Source organism: Rhizobium sp. N324, assembly GCF_001664485.1.
GTDB lineage: Bacteria > Pseudomonadota > Alphaproteobacteria > Rhizobiales > Rhizobiaceae > Rhizobium.
Map to the genome: position 1 here is coordinate 3,839,596 of NZ_CP013630.1, position 15,819 is coordinate 3,855,414.

14 protein-coding genes are annotated in these 15,819 nt (G+C 61.3%); 3 read left to right on the forward strand and 11 right to left on the reverse strand.

The window, feature by feature from the left end; translation table 11 throughout:
* Positions 1-529 precede the first annotated feature (529 nt).
* The 11 genes from glmM to ybgC all read right to left on the reverse strand — a co-directional run bounded on the left by glmM (position 530) and on the right by ybgC (position 12,413).
* Positions 530-1,882 carry a phosphoglucosamine mutase gene (gene glmM, locus AMK05_RS18580; protein WP_064840600.1) on the reverse strand — a complete coding sequence of 451 codons (1,353 nt, stop codon included), beginning with the start codon at positions 1,880-1,882 and terminating at the stop codon, positions 530-532.
* Positions 1,883-2,124: 242 nt separating this feature from the next.
* Positions 2,125-4,056, reverse strand: a complete 1,932-nt coding sequence (gene ftsH, locus AMK05_RS18585; RefSeq protein WP_003590353.1) for an ATP-dependent zinc metalloprotease FtsH — start codon at positions 4,054-4,056, stop codon at positions 2,125-2,127.
* A gap of 97 nt (positions 4,057-4,153) precedes the next feature.
* Positions 4,154-5,611 carry a tRNA lysidine(34) synthetase TilS gene (gene tilS / locus AMK05_RS18590; RefSeq protein ID WP_064840601.1) on the reverse strand — a complete coding sequence of 486 codons (1,458 nt, stop codon included), beginning with the start codon at positions 5,609-5,611 and terminating at the stop codon, positions 4,154-4,156.
* Between the two features lie 11 nt (positions 5,612-5,622).
* The gene (ybgF, locus tag AMK05_RS18595) at positions 5,623-6,612 is read right to left on the reverse strand and encodes a tol-pal system protein YbgF (RefSeq protein ID WP_064840602.1); all 990 of its coding nucleotides are present in this window, start codon (positions 6,610-6,612) and stop codon (positions 5,623-5,625) included.
* A 160-nt stretch (positions 6,613-6,772) separates the two neighbouring features.
* Positions 6,773-7,309 carry a peptidoglycan-associated lipoprotein Pal gene (gene pal, locus AMK05_RS18600; RefSeq protein WP_064840603.1) on the reverse strand — a complete coding sequence of 179 codons (537 nt, stop codon included), beginning with the start codon at positions 7,307-7,309 and terminating at the stop codon, positions 6,773-6,775.
* Between the two features lie 152 nt (positions 7,310-7,461).
* Positions 7,462-8,769 (reverse strand): Tol-Pal system beta propeller repeat protein TolB, encoded by a 1,308-nt coding sequence (gene tolB, locus AMK05_RS18605; RefSeq protein ID WP_064840604.1) that lies wholly within the window; start codon positions 8,767-8,769, stop codon positions 7,462-7,464.
* Between the two features lie 21 nt (positions 8,770-8,790).
* Positions 8,791-9,237 carry a cell envelope integrity protein TolA gene (locus tag AMK05_RS18610; RefSeq protein ID WP_064840605.1) on the reverse strand — a complete coding sequence of 149 codons (447 nt, stop codon included), beginning with the start codon at positions 9,235-9,237 and terminating at the stop codon, positions 8,791-8,793.
* Positions 9,238-10,380: a hypothetical protein gene (locus AMK05_RS18615; protein ID WP_064840606.1), complete on the reverse strand. Its 1,143-nt coding sequence runs from the start codon at positions 10,378-10,380 to the stop codon at positions 9,238-9,240.
* 8 nt (positions 10,381-10,388) lie between these two features.
* On the reverse strand, positions 10,389-10,844 hold the full coding sequence (tolR, locus tag AMK05_RS18620) for a protein TolR (protein ID WP_003566333.1): 456 nt from the start codon (positions 10,842-10,844) through the stop codon (positions 10,389-10,391).
* Positions 10,845-10,862: 18 nt separating this feature from the next.
* The gene (gene tolQ, locus AMK05_RS18625) at positions 10,863-11,582 is read right to left on the reverse strand and encodes a protein TolQ (protein WP_003582115.1); all 720 of its coding nucleotides are present in this window, start codon (positions 11,580-11,582) and stop codon (positions 10,863-10,865) included.
* Between the two features lie 375 nt (positions 11,583-11,957).
* Positions 11,958-12,413 (reverse strand): tol-pal system-associated acyl-CoA thioesterase, encoded by a 456-nt coding sequence (gene ybgC / locus AMK05_RS18630; protein WP_064840607.1) that lies wholly within the window; start codon positions 12,411-12,413, stop codon positions 11,958-11,960.
* Positions 12,414-12,554: 141 nt separating this feature from the next.
* On the opposite strand from ybgC, the gene AMK05_RS18635 reads away from it, so the two are divergent.
* The 3 genes from AMK05_RS18635 to AMK05_RS18645 all read left to right on the forward strand — a co-directional run bounded on the left by AMK05_RS18635 (position 12,555) and on the right by AMK05_RS18645 (position 15,781).
* Positions 12,555-13,775: an NAD-dependent epimerase/dehydratase family protein gene (locus AMK05_RS18635; RefSeq protein ID WP_064840608.1), complete on the forward strand. Its 1,221-nt coding sequence runs from the start codon at positions 12,555-12,557 to the stop codon at positions 13,773-13,775.
* Positions 13,776-14,042: 267 nt separating this feature from the next.
* Entirely contained in the window at positions 14,043-14,867 is an 825-nt protein-coding gene (locus tag AMK05_RS18640; protein ID WP_064841440.1) for a glycosyltransferase, read from the forward strand.
* The gene (locus AMK05_RS18645; protein ID WP_064840609.1) at positions 14,864-15,781 is read left to right on the forward strand and encodes an NAD-dependent epimerase/dehydratase family protein; all 918 of its coding nucleotides are present in this window, start codon (positions 14,864-14,866) and stop codon (positions 15,779-15,781) included. Before AMK05_RS18640 ends, AMK05_RS18645 begins: the two co-directional genes overlap by 4 nt.
* The last annotated feature ends 38 nt before the right edge of the window (positions 15,782-15,819 follow it).

Genomic DNA, 15,819 nt, shown 5'->3' on the forward strand with positions numbered 1-15,819 from the left:
TAATGAATGGGAAACGTTAAAAGCTGCTTAACCACGATTATTTACCGTAGATCTTGAAGCTTCAGGTAGAGGAAACATGGATTGCTGCGGTAAGTCTTTGAGAAGACGCCCTGACGAGACCTTGGCTGGATAACGAACCAACTCTTCCCGTGATCTTCATCTGGCCGCGTCACGACATACAATCGTCATCCGGCGGGTGATAAATTGATGAGGGGTGGGCTGGGTTGATCCTTGCGCTAGATCTTCTGCCGTAGAGCATGGCGTCGAACGAAACCTCACGAGCAAAGCACGCCCATTAGCCACACGGCACGATCAGCCCTCATCCTGAGGCGCCCCGTAGGGGCCTCGAACGACGGGGGGCGGTTGGCTGCGCAGTCACAGCCATCCGAATTATTGGATAGTACACCAGTGGCCGGCCTCGTCCTTAGAGGCCCCTTCGGGGCGCCTCAGGATGAGGACGGAGAGAGGACGTCGCCCATCCTCCGAGACCCGCCAAGCTTGTCGCCGAGCCCGATCTGTCTTCAAAGAATCAGGCAGCAGTCCGCACGTTCGAGATCGTGCCGATCAGCTCGTTGACGATGCGTTCGATCTGGGCGCGGTCGTCGCCTTCGGCCATGACGCGGATCAGCGGCTCGGTGCCCGAGGGGCGGATGACGAGGCGGCCGTTTTTGGCGAGCTCGGCTTCGGCATCGGCGATCGCCTTCTGCACCTGGATATCCTCCAGCGGCTTGCCGCCGCTGATGCGGACGTTGCGCAGGAGCTGCGGCACCGGCTCGAAGCGGCGGCAGACCTCGCTGACAGTCCGGCCGGTCCGCTTGACCGCGGCCAGGATCTGCAGCGCTGCGACCAGACCGTCGCCGGTCGTGCCGTAGTCCGAAAGCACGATGTGGCCCGACTGCTCGCCGCCGACATTGTAATTGTGCTGGCGCATATGCTCGACGACATAGCGGTCGCCGACCCGCGTACGGGCAAGCGCCATGCCGCGTTCGTCGAGGAAGCGCTCGAGGCCGAGATTGGACATCACGGTGGCGACGATGCCGTTGCCGCGCAGCTGCTGGATCTCGGCCCAGCTCTCGGCGATGACGGCCATCAGCTGGTCGCCGTCGACGATCGAGCCATTTTCATCGACGATGATGACGCGGTCCGCATCGCCATCGAGCGCGATGCCGATATCGGCGCGCACCTCGTCGACCTTCTTCTGCAGCGCGACCGGGCTGGTGGAGCCGCAATTGAGATTGATGTTGGTGCCGTTCGGCTCGTTGCCGATGGTAACGACCTCGGCGCCGAGCTCCCAGAGCACGGCCGGCGCCACTTTGTAAGCGGCGCCATTGGCGCAGTCGATGGCGATCCTCAGACCCTGCAGCGTCACGTCGCGCGGCAGCGTGCGCTTGGCATGTTCGATATAGCGGTCATGCACACCGTCGACGCGCTTGGCGCGGCCGATGTCATCGGATTTGGCAAGCTGGGCGTTCAGGTCCTTTTCGAGCAGATCCTCGATCTCGGCCTCGAGGTCGTCGGAAAGCTTGTAACCATCAGGACCGAAAAGCTTGATGCCGTTATCCTCGTAAGGATTATGCGAAGCCGAGATCATCACGCCGATATCGCAGCGCAGCGAGCGCGTCAGCATGGCGACGGCAGGTGTCGGGATCGGGCCGAGAATGAAGGCGTCGAGGCCGGCGGCCGTAAAGCCTGCGACCATGGCGTTCTCAAGCATATAACCGGAAAGGCGCGTATCCTTGCCGATGACGACGCGGTGGCGGTGGTTGCCGCGGCGGAAGATCGTACCGGCGGCAATGCCGACCCGCATGGCGAGATCCGGCGTCATCGGGAAGACGTTGGATTGGCCGCGAATGCCGTCGGTTCCGAAATAGCGTCTCTTCATCTGCACTCCTGCGCTTTCCGCGCGCCATTCAAGGCAGCGCACCGTTCCAAGCGAATCCGGCTTCCATGGAATGTCGTCAATCCAGGAGCGTGATTCACGCTTGCCTCAATTCAGCGGAATGCCACAAAATGCGGCGATCGGCACGTAAATTAGCAAGAAAAATGATTATATCCCGTTACCAATAGAAAAGGCCGGATCTCCCGCTGGGGAAATCCGGCCTTGTTCAAGATGATGCCAGCCGCTCAATGCGGCTGCGGTTCGAGGCCGGCTTCGGGCTCGTCGCCCTTGGCGGCAGGCCGCGCGCCGGCCTTCGGAACGGCCGAGCCGCGGCTCGGCGGCGAATCATCGCCGAGATCACGGGACGGCTTCTCGCCGCGGATCAGCGCCTTGATCTCTTCACCGGTCAGCGTCTCGTATTCGAGCAGACCTTCGGCAAGCGCGACGAATTCGTCGTGCTTATCAGTCAGGATCGTGCGCGCCTGCGTATAGGCTTCGTCGATCAGGCGGCGCACTTCGTTATCGATCTTCTGCGCGGTGGCTTCCGAAACATTCTTCGACTGCGAAACCGAGTGGCCGAGGAAGACTTCCTGCTGGTTCTCGCCATAGGCAACCTGACCGAGCTGGTCGGAGAAGCCCCATTGCGTCACCATGGCGCGGGCAAGCTTAGTCGCCTGCTCGATGTCGGAGGACGCACCCGAGGTGATGTTCTCCTTGCCGAAGGTGAGTTCTTCAGCGACACGGCCGCCCATCATGATGCAGAGGCGCGAAACCATCCACTTGTAGCTCATCGAGTAGCGGTCGCCCTCGGGAAGCTGCATGACCATGCCGAGTGCACGGCCGCGCGGAATGATCGTCGCCTTGTGCAGCGGATCGGCGACGGCGACGTTCAGCGCGGTGATGGCGTGACCGGCCTCATGGTAAGCGGTGAGCTTCTTTTCCGCCTCGGTCATGGCCGAGGAGCGGCGCTCGGCGCCCATCATGATCTTGTCCTTGGCGTCTTCGAATTCCTGCATGGTGACGACGCGCTTGTTGCGGCGAGCGGCCATCAGGGCGGCTTCGTTGACGAGGTTCATCAGATCGGCGCCGGAGAAGCCGGGCGTGCCGCGGGCAAGAACCTTGAGATCGACATTCGGCGCCAGCGGAACGTTGCGGGCATGCACCTTGAGGATGCGCTCGCGGCCGACGATATCGGGGTTCGGCACGACGACCTGACGGTCGAAACGGCCGGGACGCAGCAGCGCCGGGTCGAGCACGTCGGGGCGGTTGGTGGCGGCGATCAGGATCACGCCTTCATTCGCCTCGAAGCCATCCATCTCGACCAGCAGCTGGTTCAGCGTCTGCTCACGTTCGTCATTGCCGCCGCCGAGACCGGCGCCGCGATGACGGCCGACGGCATCGATTTCGTCGATGAAGATGATGCAGGGCGCATTCTTCTTCGCCTGCTCGAACATATCGCGCACACGGCTAGCGCCGACGCCGACGAACATTTCGACGAAGTCGGAACCGGAAATGGTGAAGAAGGGCACGTTGGCTTCGCCGGCAACCGAGCGGGCGAGCAGCGTCTTACCGGTGCCCGGAGGACCGACGAGCAGCACGCCTCGCGGGATCTTGCCGCCGAGACGCTGGAACTTCTGCGGATCCCGCAGGAATTCGACGATTTCTTCGAGATCCTGCTTGGCCTCGTCGACACCGGCGACGTCTTCGAAGGTGACACGACCATGCGCTTCGGTGAGAAGCTTGGCCTTCGACTTGCCGAAGCCCATCGCGCCGCGCGAGCCGCCCTGCATCTGCCGCATGAAGAACAGCCAGACACCGAGGATGAGCAGCATCGGCAGCAGCGTTCCGAGGTAGCTCAGAAAGCCGGAGGACCCATCGGTCTCCGGACGCGCAGTGACGGCAACGTTTTTGGCCTGCAGGCGATCGAGCAAGCTGTCGTCGATGACGGGCGAATAGGTCTGGAAGTTGTTGTTGTTCTCCAGATAAGTTCCGCTCAGCCGATTGCCGGTGACGACGACATCCTTCACGCGGCCCGCATCGACCTCACGCAGGAACTGCGAATAAGGGATTTCGCGGGAGCCCGTCTGCGCCGGCGCCGTCTGAAACATACTGAAAAGGGCGATCAGCAGAAGCGCTATGATCGCCCACAAGGCGAAGTTACGTAAGTTAGGGTTCATTGAACTCCCCAGCACTGGAACAGCCGCCTCATGGCGACCGTCTTATTCTTCTCTAACATAGGGTTGCGCCGTGCGATTGCCAAGGCGATCCCCCAGGTCAGATGGTTTTTCCGTCAATACTTCTTAAAGGCGGCCTCGCATAGGGCGCCGTCGCGAAAACCGCCGAAAGCTTGTTGGCAAAGATGAAATCAAATCGTGTCAAAAAGCGGTCGAAGGGTGCGAAATAGGGCGTTAGGTCGATCCGACGGGCGGATTCTGGGGATAGAGGGACTCCCTCTGCCGATAAAACCGGCGCCGAGGCAATGGCGCGTTTCCATGCGGCCTTGGGCAGGCCCCTGCCCTCTCCTCCCTCATTCCTGTGCTCGTCACAGGAATCCAGTGCGCCCAAGTCCTTGGGCGCGGAAGACTCTCCCCTGACCGGGTCATTCACGGCGCGGACGCGCCGTGGCTGGATTCCTGTGACAAGCACAGGAATGAGGGAGGAGCGCGCGGCCTGCGCCTCTATCCCTATGGTCGCTCTCGAGTTGTTTACCGCCTCAAACCTCCCGTCCCACACGCCCGCCTCTCCCGGCTTCACCACCAGCGGCACATTCCCCCGGCTCTCGCGCGTGAGATAAAGCCCGTCTCGCCTGAGATCGAATACCACCCTTCCCGCGGTCATCCGCCCCAGCTCCCCGCCGGTGGCAAAGGAGAGAAGGCGCTCCATCTGTACCCTCCCCGGCGCAAACGGCTGTCCGCCGAAAACCGCTGTCAGGCGGCCGAGCGCATAGTCGAGAACGGCGCGATCCTGGCGCAACCCGTCAGGCATCACTTGCCCGAGCAGGCGGCCGTGAAGCCTGAAATGACGATCCAGCCATTCCGCTCCCTCGGCCGAAAGAGCCAGCCGCTCTTCCCAGATGGCACGAATATTCGTCTCCGCATCTGCATCTGCCGACAGCTGCCGTCGCACCCGCACACGCTCGTACTTCACATCTTCATTGCTCGGATCGTCGATCCACCCCACACCCCGCTCCTTGAGGAAAGCACGGATATCGGCCCGGCTGGAAAAGAGGAGCGGCCGCAAAATCCAGAAACGCCGGTCGAAGAGCACCGCATCGGCAATGCCTGATGAAACCTGCTCCGTTCGCACGCCGCGCATGGCAAGTGTTTCGCGCTGGTCGTCGTGTGTGTGTCCGGTGACGATGAGATCGGCGCCAAACGCTTCCGCCGCTTCGGCGAGCAAGCCGTAACGCGCCTCGCGTGCCGCGGCCATGATGCCGGTTTTCGGCTTGTCGCCTCGCCAGGTCATAATGGTGTGGGCAATGCCAAGCGACGTGCAGAGGGCTGCGACGTCTCGCGCCTCGTCTGCGGAGCCGGCGCGCAACGCATGGTCGATGGTCGCAGCGCATAAGGAGATTTTGAGATGCGGCACGGCCTTCACGGCTTCATCGAGAAGGAGAAGCAGGCCGGTGGAATCGCTGCCGCCCGATATCGCGACGAGAATGCGTGCGGGGCTTTGAAGCGACGTGAGAAACTGGAGGATCGCCTCTGGCGGCGATAAGCCTTCCGGAGACATGCCGGAAGACCTTAGCAGGCGAGGCGCTTCTGTTCGCTCGCAACCTTGCTTATGACGGCACGCGATGCCTTCGGATAACGCTTCGACACCTCGCGCAGCGTCGCACAGGCGGTTTCGGTATTGTCTAGCGCGGCAAGCGACATGCCGAGTTTCAGCAGCATCTCGGGCGCCTTTTCCGATGTGCCGTATTTCTGATGTGCATTGAGGAAGGTTTTGGCCGCCTCATTGTACTTGCCTTGCGAATAGAGTGCTTCGCCGAGCCAGAAATTGGCGTCCGCGGCCCGCGCGCTGCTCGGGTAGCGGGTGATGTACTGGGTGAATTCCTGTTCGGCCGTGCTGTAATCGCCTGACAAGACGTGGCCATAGGCAGCCTTGTACTGATCGGCCTCGCCGCCGAGCGAGGCAGTCTGTTGCGGCGCGCCGGGATTGGCATCGGGGACAGGGCCGGAGCCCACGCCCGCATTTTTATCGACGGTTCCGCCGACCGGATTGCCATTCTGATCGAAATCGATCGAGCCGAGCTCCTTCGGTGGCTGGCCGAGGCCGCTATTGCTGGGCACATTGGTGGAGGGAGCCGTTTCGGCTCCCTGCGGTGCTTGGATCACTCTGGCAACGTCGTCGCCGCCGGAAGCCGCCGGGGCGGTATCGGTCTCGCTCTTTTTGACAGGAGCTTTTGCACCGCCGCCGGCGCCGCCGGTTTTCTCCAGCTGCTGGAAGCGGAATTCATTGTCTTCCTGTTGCTTGCGGATCGTCTCCTGCATCTGCAGCAGCTGGAAGCTCATCTCCTCGATCCGGCCGTTCAGCTGCCGCAGCTGCTCTTCGAGCTGCTGCACGCGAACCTCGGCATCGCCGCTCTGCACCTTGACAACAGGCGGCGCCGACTGGTTTTCCGCGGACCGGCCACCGAGATGCAGCCCAAAGAACGAGGCAGAATAGGCCGCCCGTTCGCTCCCGGTCACAGCCGCGAGGCACAGCATGCCTGCCACGACAAGTTTCTTCATATGTATCGTCCTGTCCCAGTGATTCTTCGCACCTCGATGGCACGAACAGGAGATTTTTCCAATTGCTGTCAAAAAGCAACGGAGTCTGGCCAAAGTGTGGTCAAAAAGAAAGGCGGCCCCCGAGAGGACCGCCTTTCCGAAAGCAAACGAAATCGGCAGATTACATGCCGGCGCCACCGAGAACCGTGACCGCGCGGCGGTTCTGCGACCAGCAGGAAATATCGTCGCACACGGCAACCGGACGTTCCTTGCCGTAGGAAATCGTCTTCAGGCGCTGCGCCGGAACGCCTCGCGAAGCGAGATAATCCTTGGCGGCAGCCGCGCGGCGGGCACCAAGCGCAAGGTTATATTCGCGCGTGCCGCGTTCGTCGGCATGGCCTTCGACGGTGATCTGGTAGTTCGGGTAGCGGGCGAGCCACTGCGCCTGACGGTCGAGCGTCTGCGAAGCATCGGCGCGGATCGACGAGGAGTCGGTATCGAAGAAGATGCGGTCGCCGACATTGACCGTGAAATCCTGGGCTGAGCCCGGCGTCGCGGAGCCACCGGCGCCGCCCGCGCCGAGGCCGAGATCGCCGGCGCTGTTCGGCGGCTTCTTGGCGCAGCTCGCAAGGGCGAGGCCGGCGACAAGCGCGATCATGACGGGGTTGCGGGCGAAATTCTGCATGCGGCTCATTGCCGGGGTATGAATTCGGCTCATGGCCGGTCTCCTTGCGGGTTCATCAGGGTTTCCGGACAGTAACCGCACTCGGTTAACCGCCCCTCAAAAATCATGGTTAACGAATTACTGATTTGTCCCTTGGTCGCTCGATTCCATGACTTTGGGACGACATGAAGGCAGCAGCGCATCGCCTACTCCATCAGCGGCGACCAGGCCGGGTCGGAACCGTAGCTCGGCGTCTTCACGAGCTGCTCGTTGTAACCGGTCAGATCGATCGAGTAGAGCTGCGGACCGCCTGAGCCTGCCGCCTGGCGGAAGAACATCAGCACGCGGCCGTTCGGCGCCCAGGTCGGGCCCTCATTGTGGAAGCCGGTCGTCAGAATGCGCTCGCCGGAACCATCCGGTTTCATCACGCCGATCGAAAACTTGCCGCCGGCCTGCTTGGTGAAGGCGATGAGATCGCCGCGCGGCGACCAGACCGGCGTCGAATAGGAGCCGTCACCAAAGGAAATACGGGTCTGGCCCGAGCCGTCGGCGTTCATCACGTAGATTTGCGGCTTTCCGCCACGGTCGCTTTCGAAGCTGACGCGCGCGCCGTCAGGCGAATAGGAAGGCGAAGTGTCGATCGCAGCCGTCGAGGTCAGGCGCGTCGTCGTGCGTGAGCGCAGGTCCATCGTATAGATGTTGGAATTGGCGTCCTGCTGCAGGCTCATGATCACCTTCTGACCGTCCGGCGAAAAACGCGGCGAGAAGGTCATGCCGGGAAAATTGCCGACCACCTCACGCTGCCCGGTTTCGAGCTGCAGCAGATAGACCCGCGGCTGCTGGTTGGCAAAGGACATGTAGGTAACTTCCTGCCGGCTCGGCGAGAAGCGCGGCGTCAGCACGAGGTCGCTGCCATCCGTCAGCATGCGCACATTGAAGCCGTCCTGATCCATGATCGCCAGCTGACGCTTGCGCTGCTGCTTGGTGCCGGTTTCGGAGACAAAGACGACACGAGTGTCGAAATAGCCCTCTTCGCCGGTGATCTGCTTGTAGATCGCATCGGCGATGATGTGGGCCACACGGCGCCAGTTCTCCGGCTGCGTATAGAACTGCTGACCGGTCATCTGCTGCCCGGCAAAAGTATCCCACAGGCGGAATTCGGCGCGAAGACGGCCATCCGCTTCCTTGGTAACCCGGCCGGTGACCAACGCCTGTGCATTGATGACCTTCCAGTCCTCGAAACGAGGCGAAGCGTCGGGATTAGAAATCTTTTCGATGAAGGCAGTTTTGTTGATGGGTGCGAAGAGACCGGACCGCTGCAAGTCGGCGGCGATGACTTGCGAGACCTGCGCGCCCATGTCGCCCTGGAAGTCGGTCACCGCGATCGGAAGCGGTTGGATATTGCCCTTGTTGATGTTGATTTCGACACGCGCATTTGCCGGAGAGGAGACGACAGCGGCAGCGGTCATGCCGACGGCGACCACCAGCGCGCGGATGAGGGAACATTTGACCATATCAAACAAGCCTTTCAGCATCTAATGGGTAAGAGTGCTGGTGTCGAAGTTGAAAACAACTTCCTTCCAGACATCGTATTTATCTTTCGGAAGCATCGTAAAGGGAGTTGCGCGACGAACTGCGCGAAGGCCGGCATCGGTAAGACTTTTCTGCGCACGCTCACTGCCACCGGTGACCTGCACATCAGGATTGCCGACGATCTGCCCGTCTATGGCTAGCTTTATGTGGACCGTCAAAAGCATGCTGCCGATGTCTTTCAGGCGGCTGTCGACGATGAATTGACGTTCGATCGCGTTTCTCAGCGCCGCAACTTCAGCCACGCTGAGAACCGGCGAATTTGCGTCGCTGTTTCGGCGAACGGTCGTCCCCGCATTTGCATTGAAGGGAAATGCGAGGCCAAGGATCAACCCTGTCAGCACCACGCATATCCGGAAAACCTTCGCGAAATGGAACAAGTTCTTCGACACTTAAATCCCCAAGTCGCTAGCATCGAAGGTGAGATCCAGCTCGTTCCAGCCGTTTTCTCCCTCATATTTGTCTGCAGGCAAATTTTTGAGAGGAGATGATTTCATAACAGCGCGGTAGACACTGCTCTTGAGCGCTTGGCGTGTTGAATCCGGCCCCCCTGAAGCAATGACCTCGGGGTCGCCAACGACATTGCCGGCCTGATCGAGTTGAACACGAACCTTAAGCTGAACCTCGTTGGCGCCTGCCAGCCCCGAAACAACCGACCAATTACCGGAGATCTGACCACGTACAGCATCAATCTCGCTCTGGCTGAGTGAAGCACCACCATTACTCTTCTTGTTGCCAAGCGACGCTTCCTGCGTCGAGCGTTTCGCCCCCCCAGCGGAAGGGTCGGTCTTGTTCAGCAAGGCCGAGATCTCGTCGGCGTTGAAATCGCTTTTCATCGAGGAGGCCGATTTCGCCACTTCCTGCTTCTTGTCGGCCTTCTTCTTGTCCGTCGGCGCTTCCGCAGCTTTCGGTTGGTCCTGAGTCTTTTCTGGCGGCTTTTCGGCCGGCTTCTGTGGCTCCGGCGGCTTCACCTGCGGCTTGGCGACAGGGGTCGGCACCTTGTCAGGCAGCGCCTCGGCATCCGGCTTCGGCGGCTCTTCAGGCTTGGCCTGCTCTTCCGGCGGCTTTTCCTCCGGCTTCGGCGGCGTCACTTCGACGGGCTTCGGCGTCGGAATGGAGGCGACCTCCTTCGGCTGTTCGACCTCGGTCTCTTCCTTATTGACTTCCTTGACGTCGTTCGGCTTGGGATCGATCGTCGGCAACGGCTTCTCGCTCGAATTCGCCGCCGCAGCCTCGCTGTTGCTGGGCTTGGCGTTCGGGACCGGCGGCGTCTTCAGGTCGGCATTGTTGTCGCCGGCATTTTCGGCCGGCTGCGCGATCGGCGGACGTGTCGTCGGCACCGGCGCTGATGTCTCCTTCTTCGGAGCCTTCTTGTCGCCCTGCTGCATCTGGGTGATGGATTCCACCGGCACGAGATCGACCGGCATCGCCTCGAAATCCTCTACCTTGAAGGATTCAGGCGCGCTGAGCGATACCATCGCCCAGGTAAGCACCAGACAGTGCAGAACAGCAGATGTGACGACGCTGGTCTTCATCTTGAACGCTATTGGTCCTTCTTCTGCTGCGTCACCAGGCCGATATTCTTGAAGCCTGCGCCCTGAATACGGGCCATGACATCGGCGATGACGCCATAAGGCGCCGTCGCGTCGCCGCGCACGAAGATCCGTTCGTTATAACCGGTAGTGGCGATCGCCTCGAGCTTGGCGGCGATCTCGGCGGCCGGGATCGGCGTTTCCTGCAAGAACACTTCGCCGTCGTTCTTGACGGAGATGGTGATCGGCTGCGTCTCGGAATTCAGCGCCTTGGCCTGCGTTTCCGGCAGGTCGATCGGCACGCCGACGGTCATCATCGGTGCCGCGACCATGAAGATGATCAAAAGCACAAGCATGACGTCGACGAGCGGCGTCACGTTGATTTCGGAAATTACGGCCTTGTTCCGACCGCCGCGACGGCGGCGTCCGCCGCCCCCGCCGCCATTGCCTCCAACAGCCATACCCATGTCAGTATACTCCGCTGGTTACTGAGCTGCAGCGCGCGGCTGCAGCTTCTCGTCGATCTGGCGCGAAAGTATGGCGGAGAATTCATCCGCGAAACCTTCCATGCGGCCCGAGAGCTTACCGGCATCGGCAGAGAACTTGTTGTAGGCGATAACCGCCGGAATAGCGGCGACGAGGCCGATTGCGGTGGCAAGCAGCGCTTCGGCGATACCAGGCGCGACGACGGCAAGGTTGGTCGACTTCGAACCGGCGATTGCCTGGAACGAGGTCATGATGCCGACGACGGTGCCGAAGAGACCGATGAACGGACCGGCCGAACCGATCGTTGCCAGCGACCCGAGACGGGCGCCGAGAAATTCCGATTCGCGTGACAGCGTCACATCCATCGCCCGGTCGATACGCATCTGCAGGCCGATGGGCGAACGGGCGCCGCGCTCGAAGGATTTTTTCCATTCGCGCATGGCGGCCACGAAAATCGCTGCCAGGCCGGTATTGTTGCGTTCCGACAGTGAGCGGTAGAGTTCTTCCAGCGACTGGCCGGACCAGAAGACCTGCTCGAACTTGTCGAACTGGCGCCGTGCGCGGCCATAGGCCAGGTATTTGTCGATGACGATCGCCCAGGTCCATACCGAGGCTGCGATAAGCCCGAGCATAACGAGCTTGACGACGATACCGGCCTGCATGAAAAGCGACCAGAGGCTGACGTCCGTCGTTGCTGCTGCCAATCCTACTTGTTCCATTGATCCAAAATCCCCGAATCCAAACGCCCGGTGCTGGACCGGGCGGCACAAATTGATCTCGCAAGAAGTGTCCGGTGGCCGCCGCCCAAAGCCCTGGTCAAGCTTCCAAGCTCATCTTCCGCCTTCTTGCCGTCAAATTTGGTCAAAGGAAGGCGTGCACCGCACAAACTCCGACTTTCCCAGTAAGACACTATTATGGTTAATAGATCGTTAGTGACGAACTGTGACAGTAAGCCTGTGTCTGGAAGATCTCGTTCCATGGTTTACTTGACCGGAGCAAGATCCGGCTGCCGAAAGAGCGCTCATCCTGCGGCGCGGGTATTCCTTCACATAAAGTTCAAGTTTTGACAAGCCTGAATTCCGGGTGATTCGCGGCTATAGCGGCGTGCTGCCTTCCAGGAATTTCGCCGCCAGTGTTTCCGGCAGCCGCCTTGGCCGCCCCCTGGCGTTGATGACGGCGATGATCACCTTGGCTGATATCAGCAGCGTCTCGCCCGAGCGGATCTGCTGATTGAGCACCATCTTGGCACCGCCGGCTTTTTCCGTGTGGGTCAGGATCGTCAGCACGTCGTCCATGCGCGCCGGGCTCTTGAAATCGATCTCCATGCGGTGGACGACGAAGACGAGGCCCTCCTCGTCGGCGCTGACCAGTTCGCGCTGCTCGACGCCGAGGCAGCGCAGATAATCGGTCCGGCCGCGCTCGAGGAAATGCAGGTAGCGGGCGTGATAGACCAGGCCGGAGAAATCCGTATCTTCATAATAGACCCGCTGGACGAGGCGGTGTCCGGCCTCGGTCAGCTCTCCCGAAATGGAAAAAGGGCGCTCCGTCATAATTTTCTCCAAACTGAAGTGCCCTCTTTGGCGCAACGCTTGCCCACAGGCAAGCATTCAATGCCCCGACCGGCAGGCATTGAATGCCTGTCATAATTCCTAACTATCCCGGTATTGAGCGACAGATCAGGAGACGATGTGATGAAGATTGCGGTTATGGGCGGAGACGGTTTCATTGGCTGGCCGACGTCGCTGCATCTCTCCGATGCCGGGCATGACATTCATATCCTCGACAATCTCTCACGCCGCTGGATCGATACGGAACTTGGCGTTCAGTCGTTGACGCCGATGGATTCGATCCAGGAGCGGACCCGCATCTGGCATGCCGAAACCGGGCGCCGCATCCACTTCAATCTGATCGATCTCGCCAAGGATTACGAACTGCTGAAGAACTGGCTTTCCGAACACCGCCCGGATGCCGTCATCCATTTCGCCGAGCAGCGGGCCGCGCCCTATTCGATGAAAAGCGACCGCCACAAGAATTACACTGTCAACAACAACGTCAGCGCCACGCACAACCTCTTGAACGCGCTGACCGAACTCAATCTCGACGCCCATCTCATCCACCTCGGCACGATGGGCGTCTACGGCTATTCGACTGTCGGCGCGGCGATCCCCGAAGGTTATCTTCCGGTCGGCATCGAAACCGCCGCCGGCGCGACGGTCAGCCGGGAGATCCTCTATCCATCCAATCCCGGCTCGATCTACCACATGACCAAGTGCCTGGATCAGCTTCTCTTCCAGTTCTACGCCAAGAACGACGGGTTGAGGATCACCGACCTGCACCAGGGCATCGTCTGGGGCACGCATACCGAGCAGACGCGCCGCCATGCGCAGCTGATCAACCGCTTCGACTACGACGGCGATTACGGCACGGTGCTGAACCGTTTCCTGATCCAGGCGGCGATCGGCTATCCGCTGACGGTGCACGGCACCGGCGGCCAGACCCGCGCCTTCATCCATATCCAGGATTCGGTGCGCTGCATCGAATTGGCTTTGAGAAATCCGCCCGCCCGCGGCGCCCGCGTCGAAATTTTCAACCAGATGACGGAAACCCATCGGGTGCGCGATCTTGCGCAGATGATCGCGGGGATCAGCGGCGCCGACATCGCCTGGCTGCCCAATCCGCGCAAGGAAGCCGCCGAGAACGAGTTGATCGTCCGGAACGAGAAATTCCGCAATCTCGGCCTCGAGCCGATCACGCTGGAAACAGGCCTGCTCGGCGAGATCGTCGACGTCGCAAAGAAATTCGCCTATCGCGTCGACCGCTCGCGCGTGCCGGCCGTCTCCGCCTGGACCAGGGATATCGCCGCGACGATCAACCACGATCCGGAAGGCAAGCGGCTGAAGTCGGTGTCATGAGTGCTGAGCGATGACGAAGGCTAGAAAGGCCGCGGCTTGCTCCCTCTTCTCCCCAGCGGGGAGAAGGTGGCCCGGAGGGTCGGATGAGGGGGCCACACGGCACGCCCTTCATTGCCCTTCGCTCGCGCTCGGCGCACTCGCTCCTGTCGGCGCTCGCCCCCTCATCCGCCTGCCGGCACCTTCTCCCCGCTGGGGAGAAGAGACATGCAGCAACGCCTTGCCGTCTCTCCTCCGCCGGAGCAAGACATATCGAGGCAGTCGAACCCGATGAACCGCTCGTCCGTATTCGCCTACGTCACCCTCGTCACCAACCCCGACTACGCGATGGGAGCGACCGCTCTGGCCCATTCCCTGCGTCGCACCGGCACCACCGCCGACATCGTCGTCCTTCACACCGGCGGCGTCGATGCAGCCACTCTCGCCCCGCTCGCAACCCTCGGCTGCCGGCTGATCGAAGTCGAGCACCTGCCGCTGTCAGCCGCCTTCAACGAGCGCCATGCGCGCGGCCATCTCTATTCGGCAGCCCCCTTCACCAAGGGCCGCAAGCCGGATTTCCATTCGCCGCTCGACAATTTCTGCAAGCTCAGGCTGTGGCAGCTCGTCGAATACGAGCGCTGCGTCTTTATCGACGCCGATGCCCTGGTGCTGAAGAACGTCGACAGGCTTTTCCTCTATCCGGAATTCTCAGCTGCGCCCAATGTCTATGAAAGCCTTGCCGACTTCCGCCGCATGAACTCCGGCGTCTTCATCGCCTCTCCCTCGCATGACACATTCCGGCACATGCTCGAAAGCCTCGACAGGCCGGACACCTTCTGGCGGCGCACCGATCAGACCTTTCTCCAGACGTTCTTCCCGGACTGGCACGGCCTGCCGGTCTATTTCAACATGCTGCAATATGTATGGTTCACCATGCCGGCGCTTTGGGACTGGAAGAGCATTTCGATCCTGCACTACCAGTATGAAAAACCGTGGGAAAAGAATCATGCCAAGGCAGCGCGGCTACAACCTTTGATCGATTTGTGGCACCGTTTTCACGACAACGGCGAGGTGCCCGAGATCGCAACGCTGGACAATCCGGAAGGGGCAGCATGAAGGTATTGGTATCTGGCGGAACGGGTCTCGTCGGCCGGTATGTCGTCGAGGAACTGCTGGCTGCCGGATATCAGGTGATCGTCGGCGGCCGCCGGGCGCCGCCACCCCGCCTGTTCTCCCGCCCGGTCGAGTTCGCAGCGCTTTCGCTCGATCCCGACAAGGATCAGATCGATATCTTCGACGACGCCTATTTCTTCGTCCACGCAGCCTTCAGCCATATCACCGGCAAATACCGCGGCGGCGAGGGCGACGATCCGAAGAGTTTTCACAGGCTGAATCTCGACGGCAGCGTCCGGCTTTTCGACGCCGCCAAACGCGCCGGCACGCGCCGCTGCGTCTTCATCTCAAGCCGCGCCGCCTATGGCGAGCATCCTGCCGGAACCGAGCTTGCGGAAACGATGCTGGCCAAGCCCGAAACGCTCTACGGCCAAGTCAAACTCGATGCCGAACGCGCGCTGACCCACCTCTCCACCCCGGGTTTTGCCGGCGTAAGCCTGAGGGCGACCGGCGTCTACGGCGATCTCTCGCCCAACAAATGGGACGGCCTCATCGCCGACTATCTCGCCGGCCGGCCGGTTGTTGCGCGTGCGGGAACGGAAGTTCACGGCCGCGACCTCGGGCGTGCGGTACGGCTGATGCTGGAGACGGACAGCACCCGCATCTCCGGCGAGGTCTTCAACGTCTCGGACATATCGGTCGACACGCGCGATATCCTTTCGCCTATCCGGCGCGAGACCGGCTGTCGGCACGTGCTGCCGCCCCCCGCCGACAGGACGGCGCTCAATCCCATGAGCACGGCGAAAATCGGTGCGCTCGGCTGGACGCCGGGCGGAGTCGCGCTGTTCGAGGAGGCGATGCGCCGGCTCGCGGCATCGCTGCCGGCACCACCGGAACACAGGTCCACACAAGTCTGACGTTGCAGGATACGCCGAATTGCAATCGGGGACCCGAA

What these genes read in the sequence shown, in the direction of transcription:
- glmM (WP_064840600.1), bottom strand. Translation starts at nt 1,882, where the DNA reads ATGAAGAGACGCTATTTCGGAACCGACGGCATTCGCGGCCAATCCAAC.
- ftsH (WP_003590353.1), bottom strand. Translation starts at nt 4,056, where the DNA reads ATGAACCCTAACTTACGTAACTTCGCCTTGTGGGCGATCATAGCGCTT.
- tilS (WP_064840601.1), bottom strand. Translation starts at nt 5,611, where the DNA reads ATGTCTCCGGAAGGCTTATCGCCGCCAGAGGCGATCCTCCAGTTTCTC.
- ybgF (WP_064840602.1), bottom strand. Translation starts at nt 6,612, where the DNA reads ATGAAGAAACTTGTCGTGGCAGGCATGCTGTGCCTCGCGGCTGTGACC.
- pal (WP_064840603.1), bottom strand. Translation starts at nt 7,309, where the DNA reads ATGAGCCGAATTCATACCCCGGCAATGAGCCGCATGCAGAATTTCGCC.
- tolB (WP_064840604.1), bottom strand. Translation starts at nt 8,769, where the DNA reads ATGGTCAAATGTTCCCTCATCCGCGCGCTGGTGGTCGCCGTCGGCATG.
- AMK05_RS18615 (WP_064840606.1), bottom strand. Translation starts at nt 10,380, where the DNA reads ATGAAGACCAGCGTCGTCACATCTGCTGTTCTGCACTGTCTGGTGCTT.
- tolR (WP_003566333.1), bottom strand. Translation starts at nt 10,844, where the DNA reads ATGGGTATGGCTGTTGGAGGCAATGGCGGCGGGGGCGGCGGACGCCGC.
- tolQ (WP_003582115.1), bottom strand. Translation starts at nt 11,582, where the DNA reads ATGGAACAAGTAGGATTGGCAGCAGCAACGACGGACGTCAGCCTCTGG.
- ybgC (WP_064840607.1), bottom strand. Translation starts at nt 12,413, where the DNA reads ATGACGGAGCGCCCTTTTTCCATTTCGGGAGAGCTGACCGAGGCCGGA.
- AMK05_RS18635 (WP_064840608.1), top strand. Translation starts at nt 12,555, where the DNA reads ATGAAGATTGCGGTTATGGGCGGAGACGGTTTCATTGGCTGGCCGACG.
- AMK05_RS18640 (WP_064841440.1), top strand. Translation starts at nt 14,043, where the DNA reads ATGAACCGCTCGTCCGTATTCGCCTACGTCACCCTCGTCACCAACCCC.
- AMK05_RS18645 (WP_064840609.1), top strand. Translation starts at nt 14,864, where the DNA reads ATGAAGGTATTGGTATCTGGCGGAACGGGTCTCGTCGGCCGGTATGTC.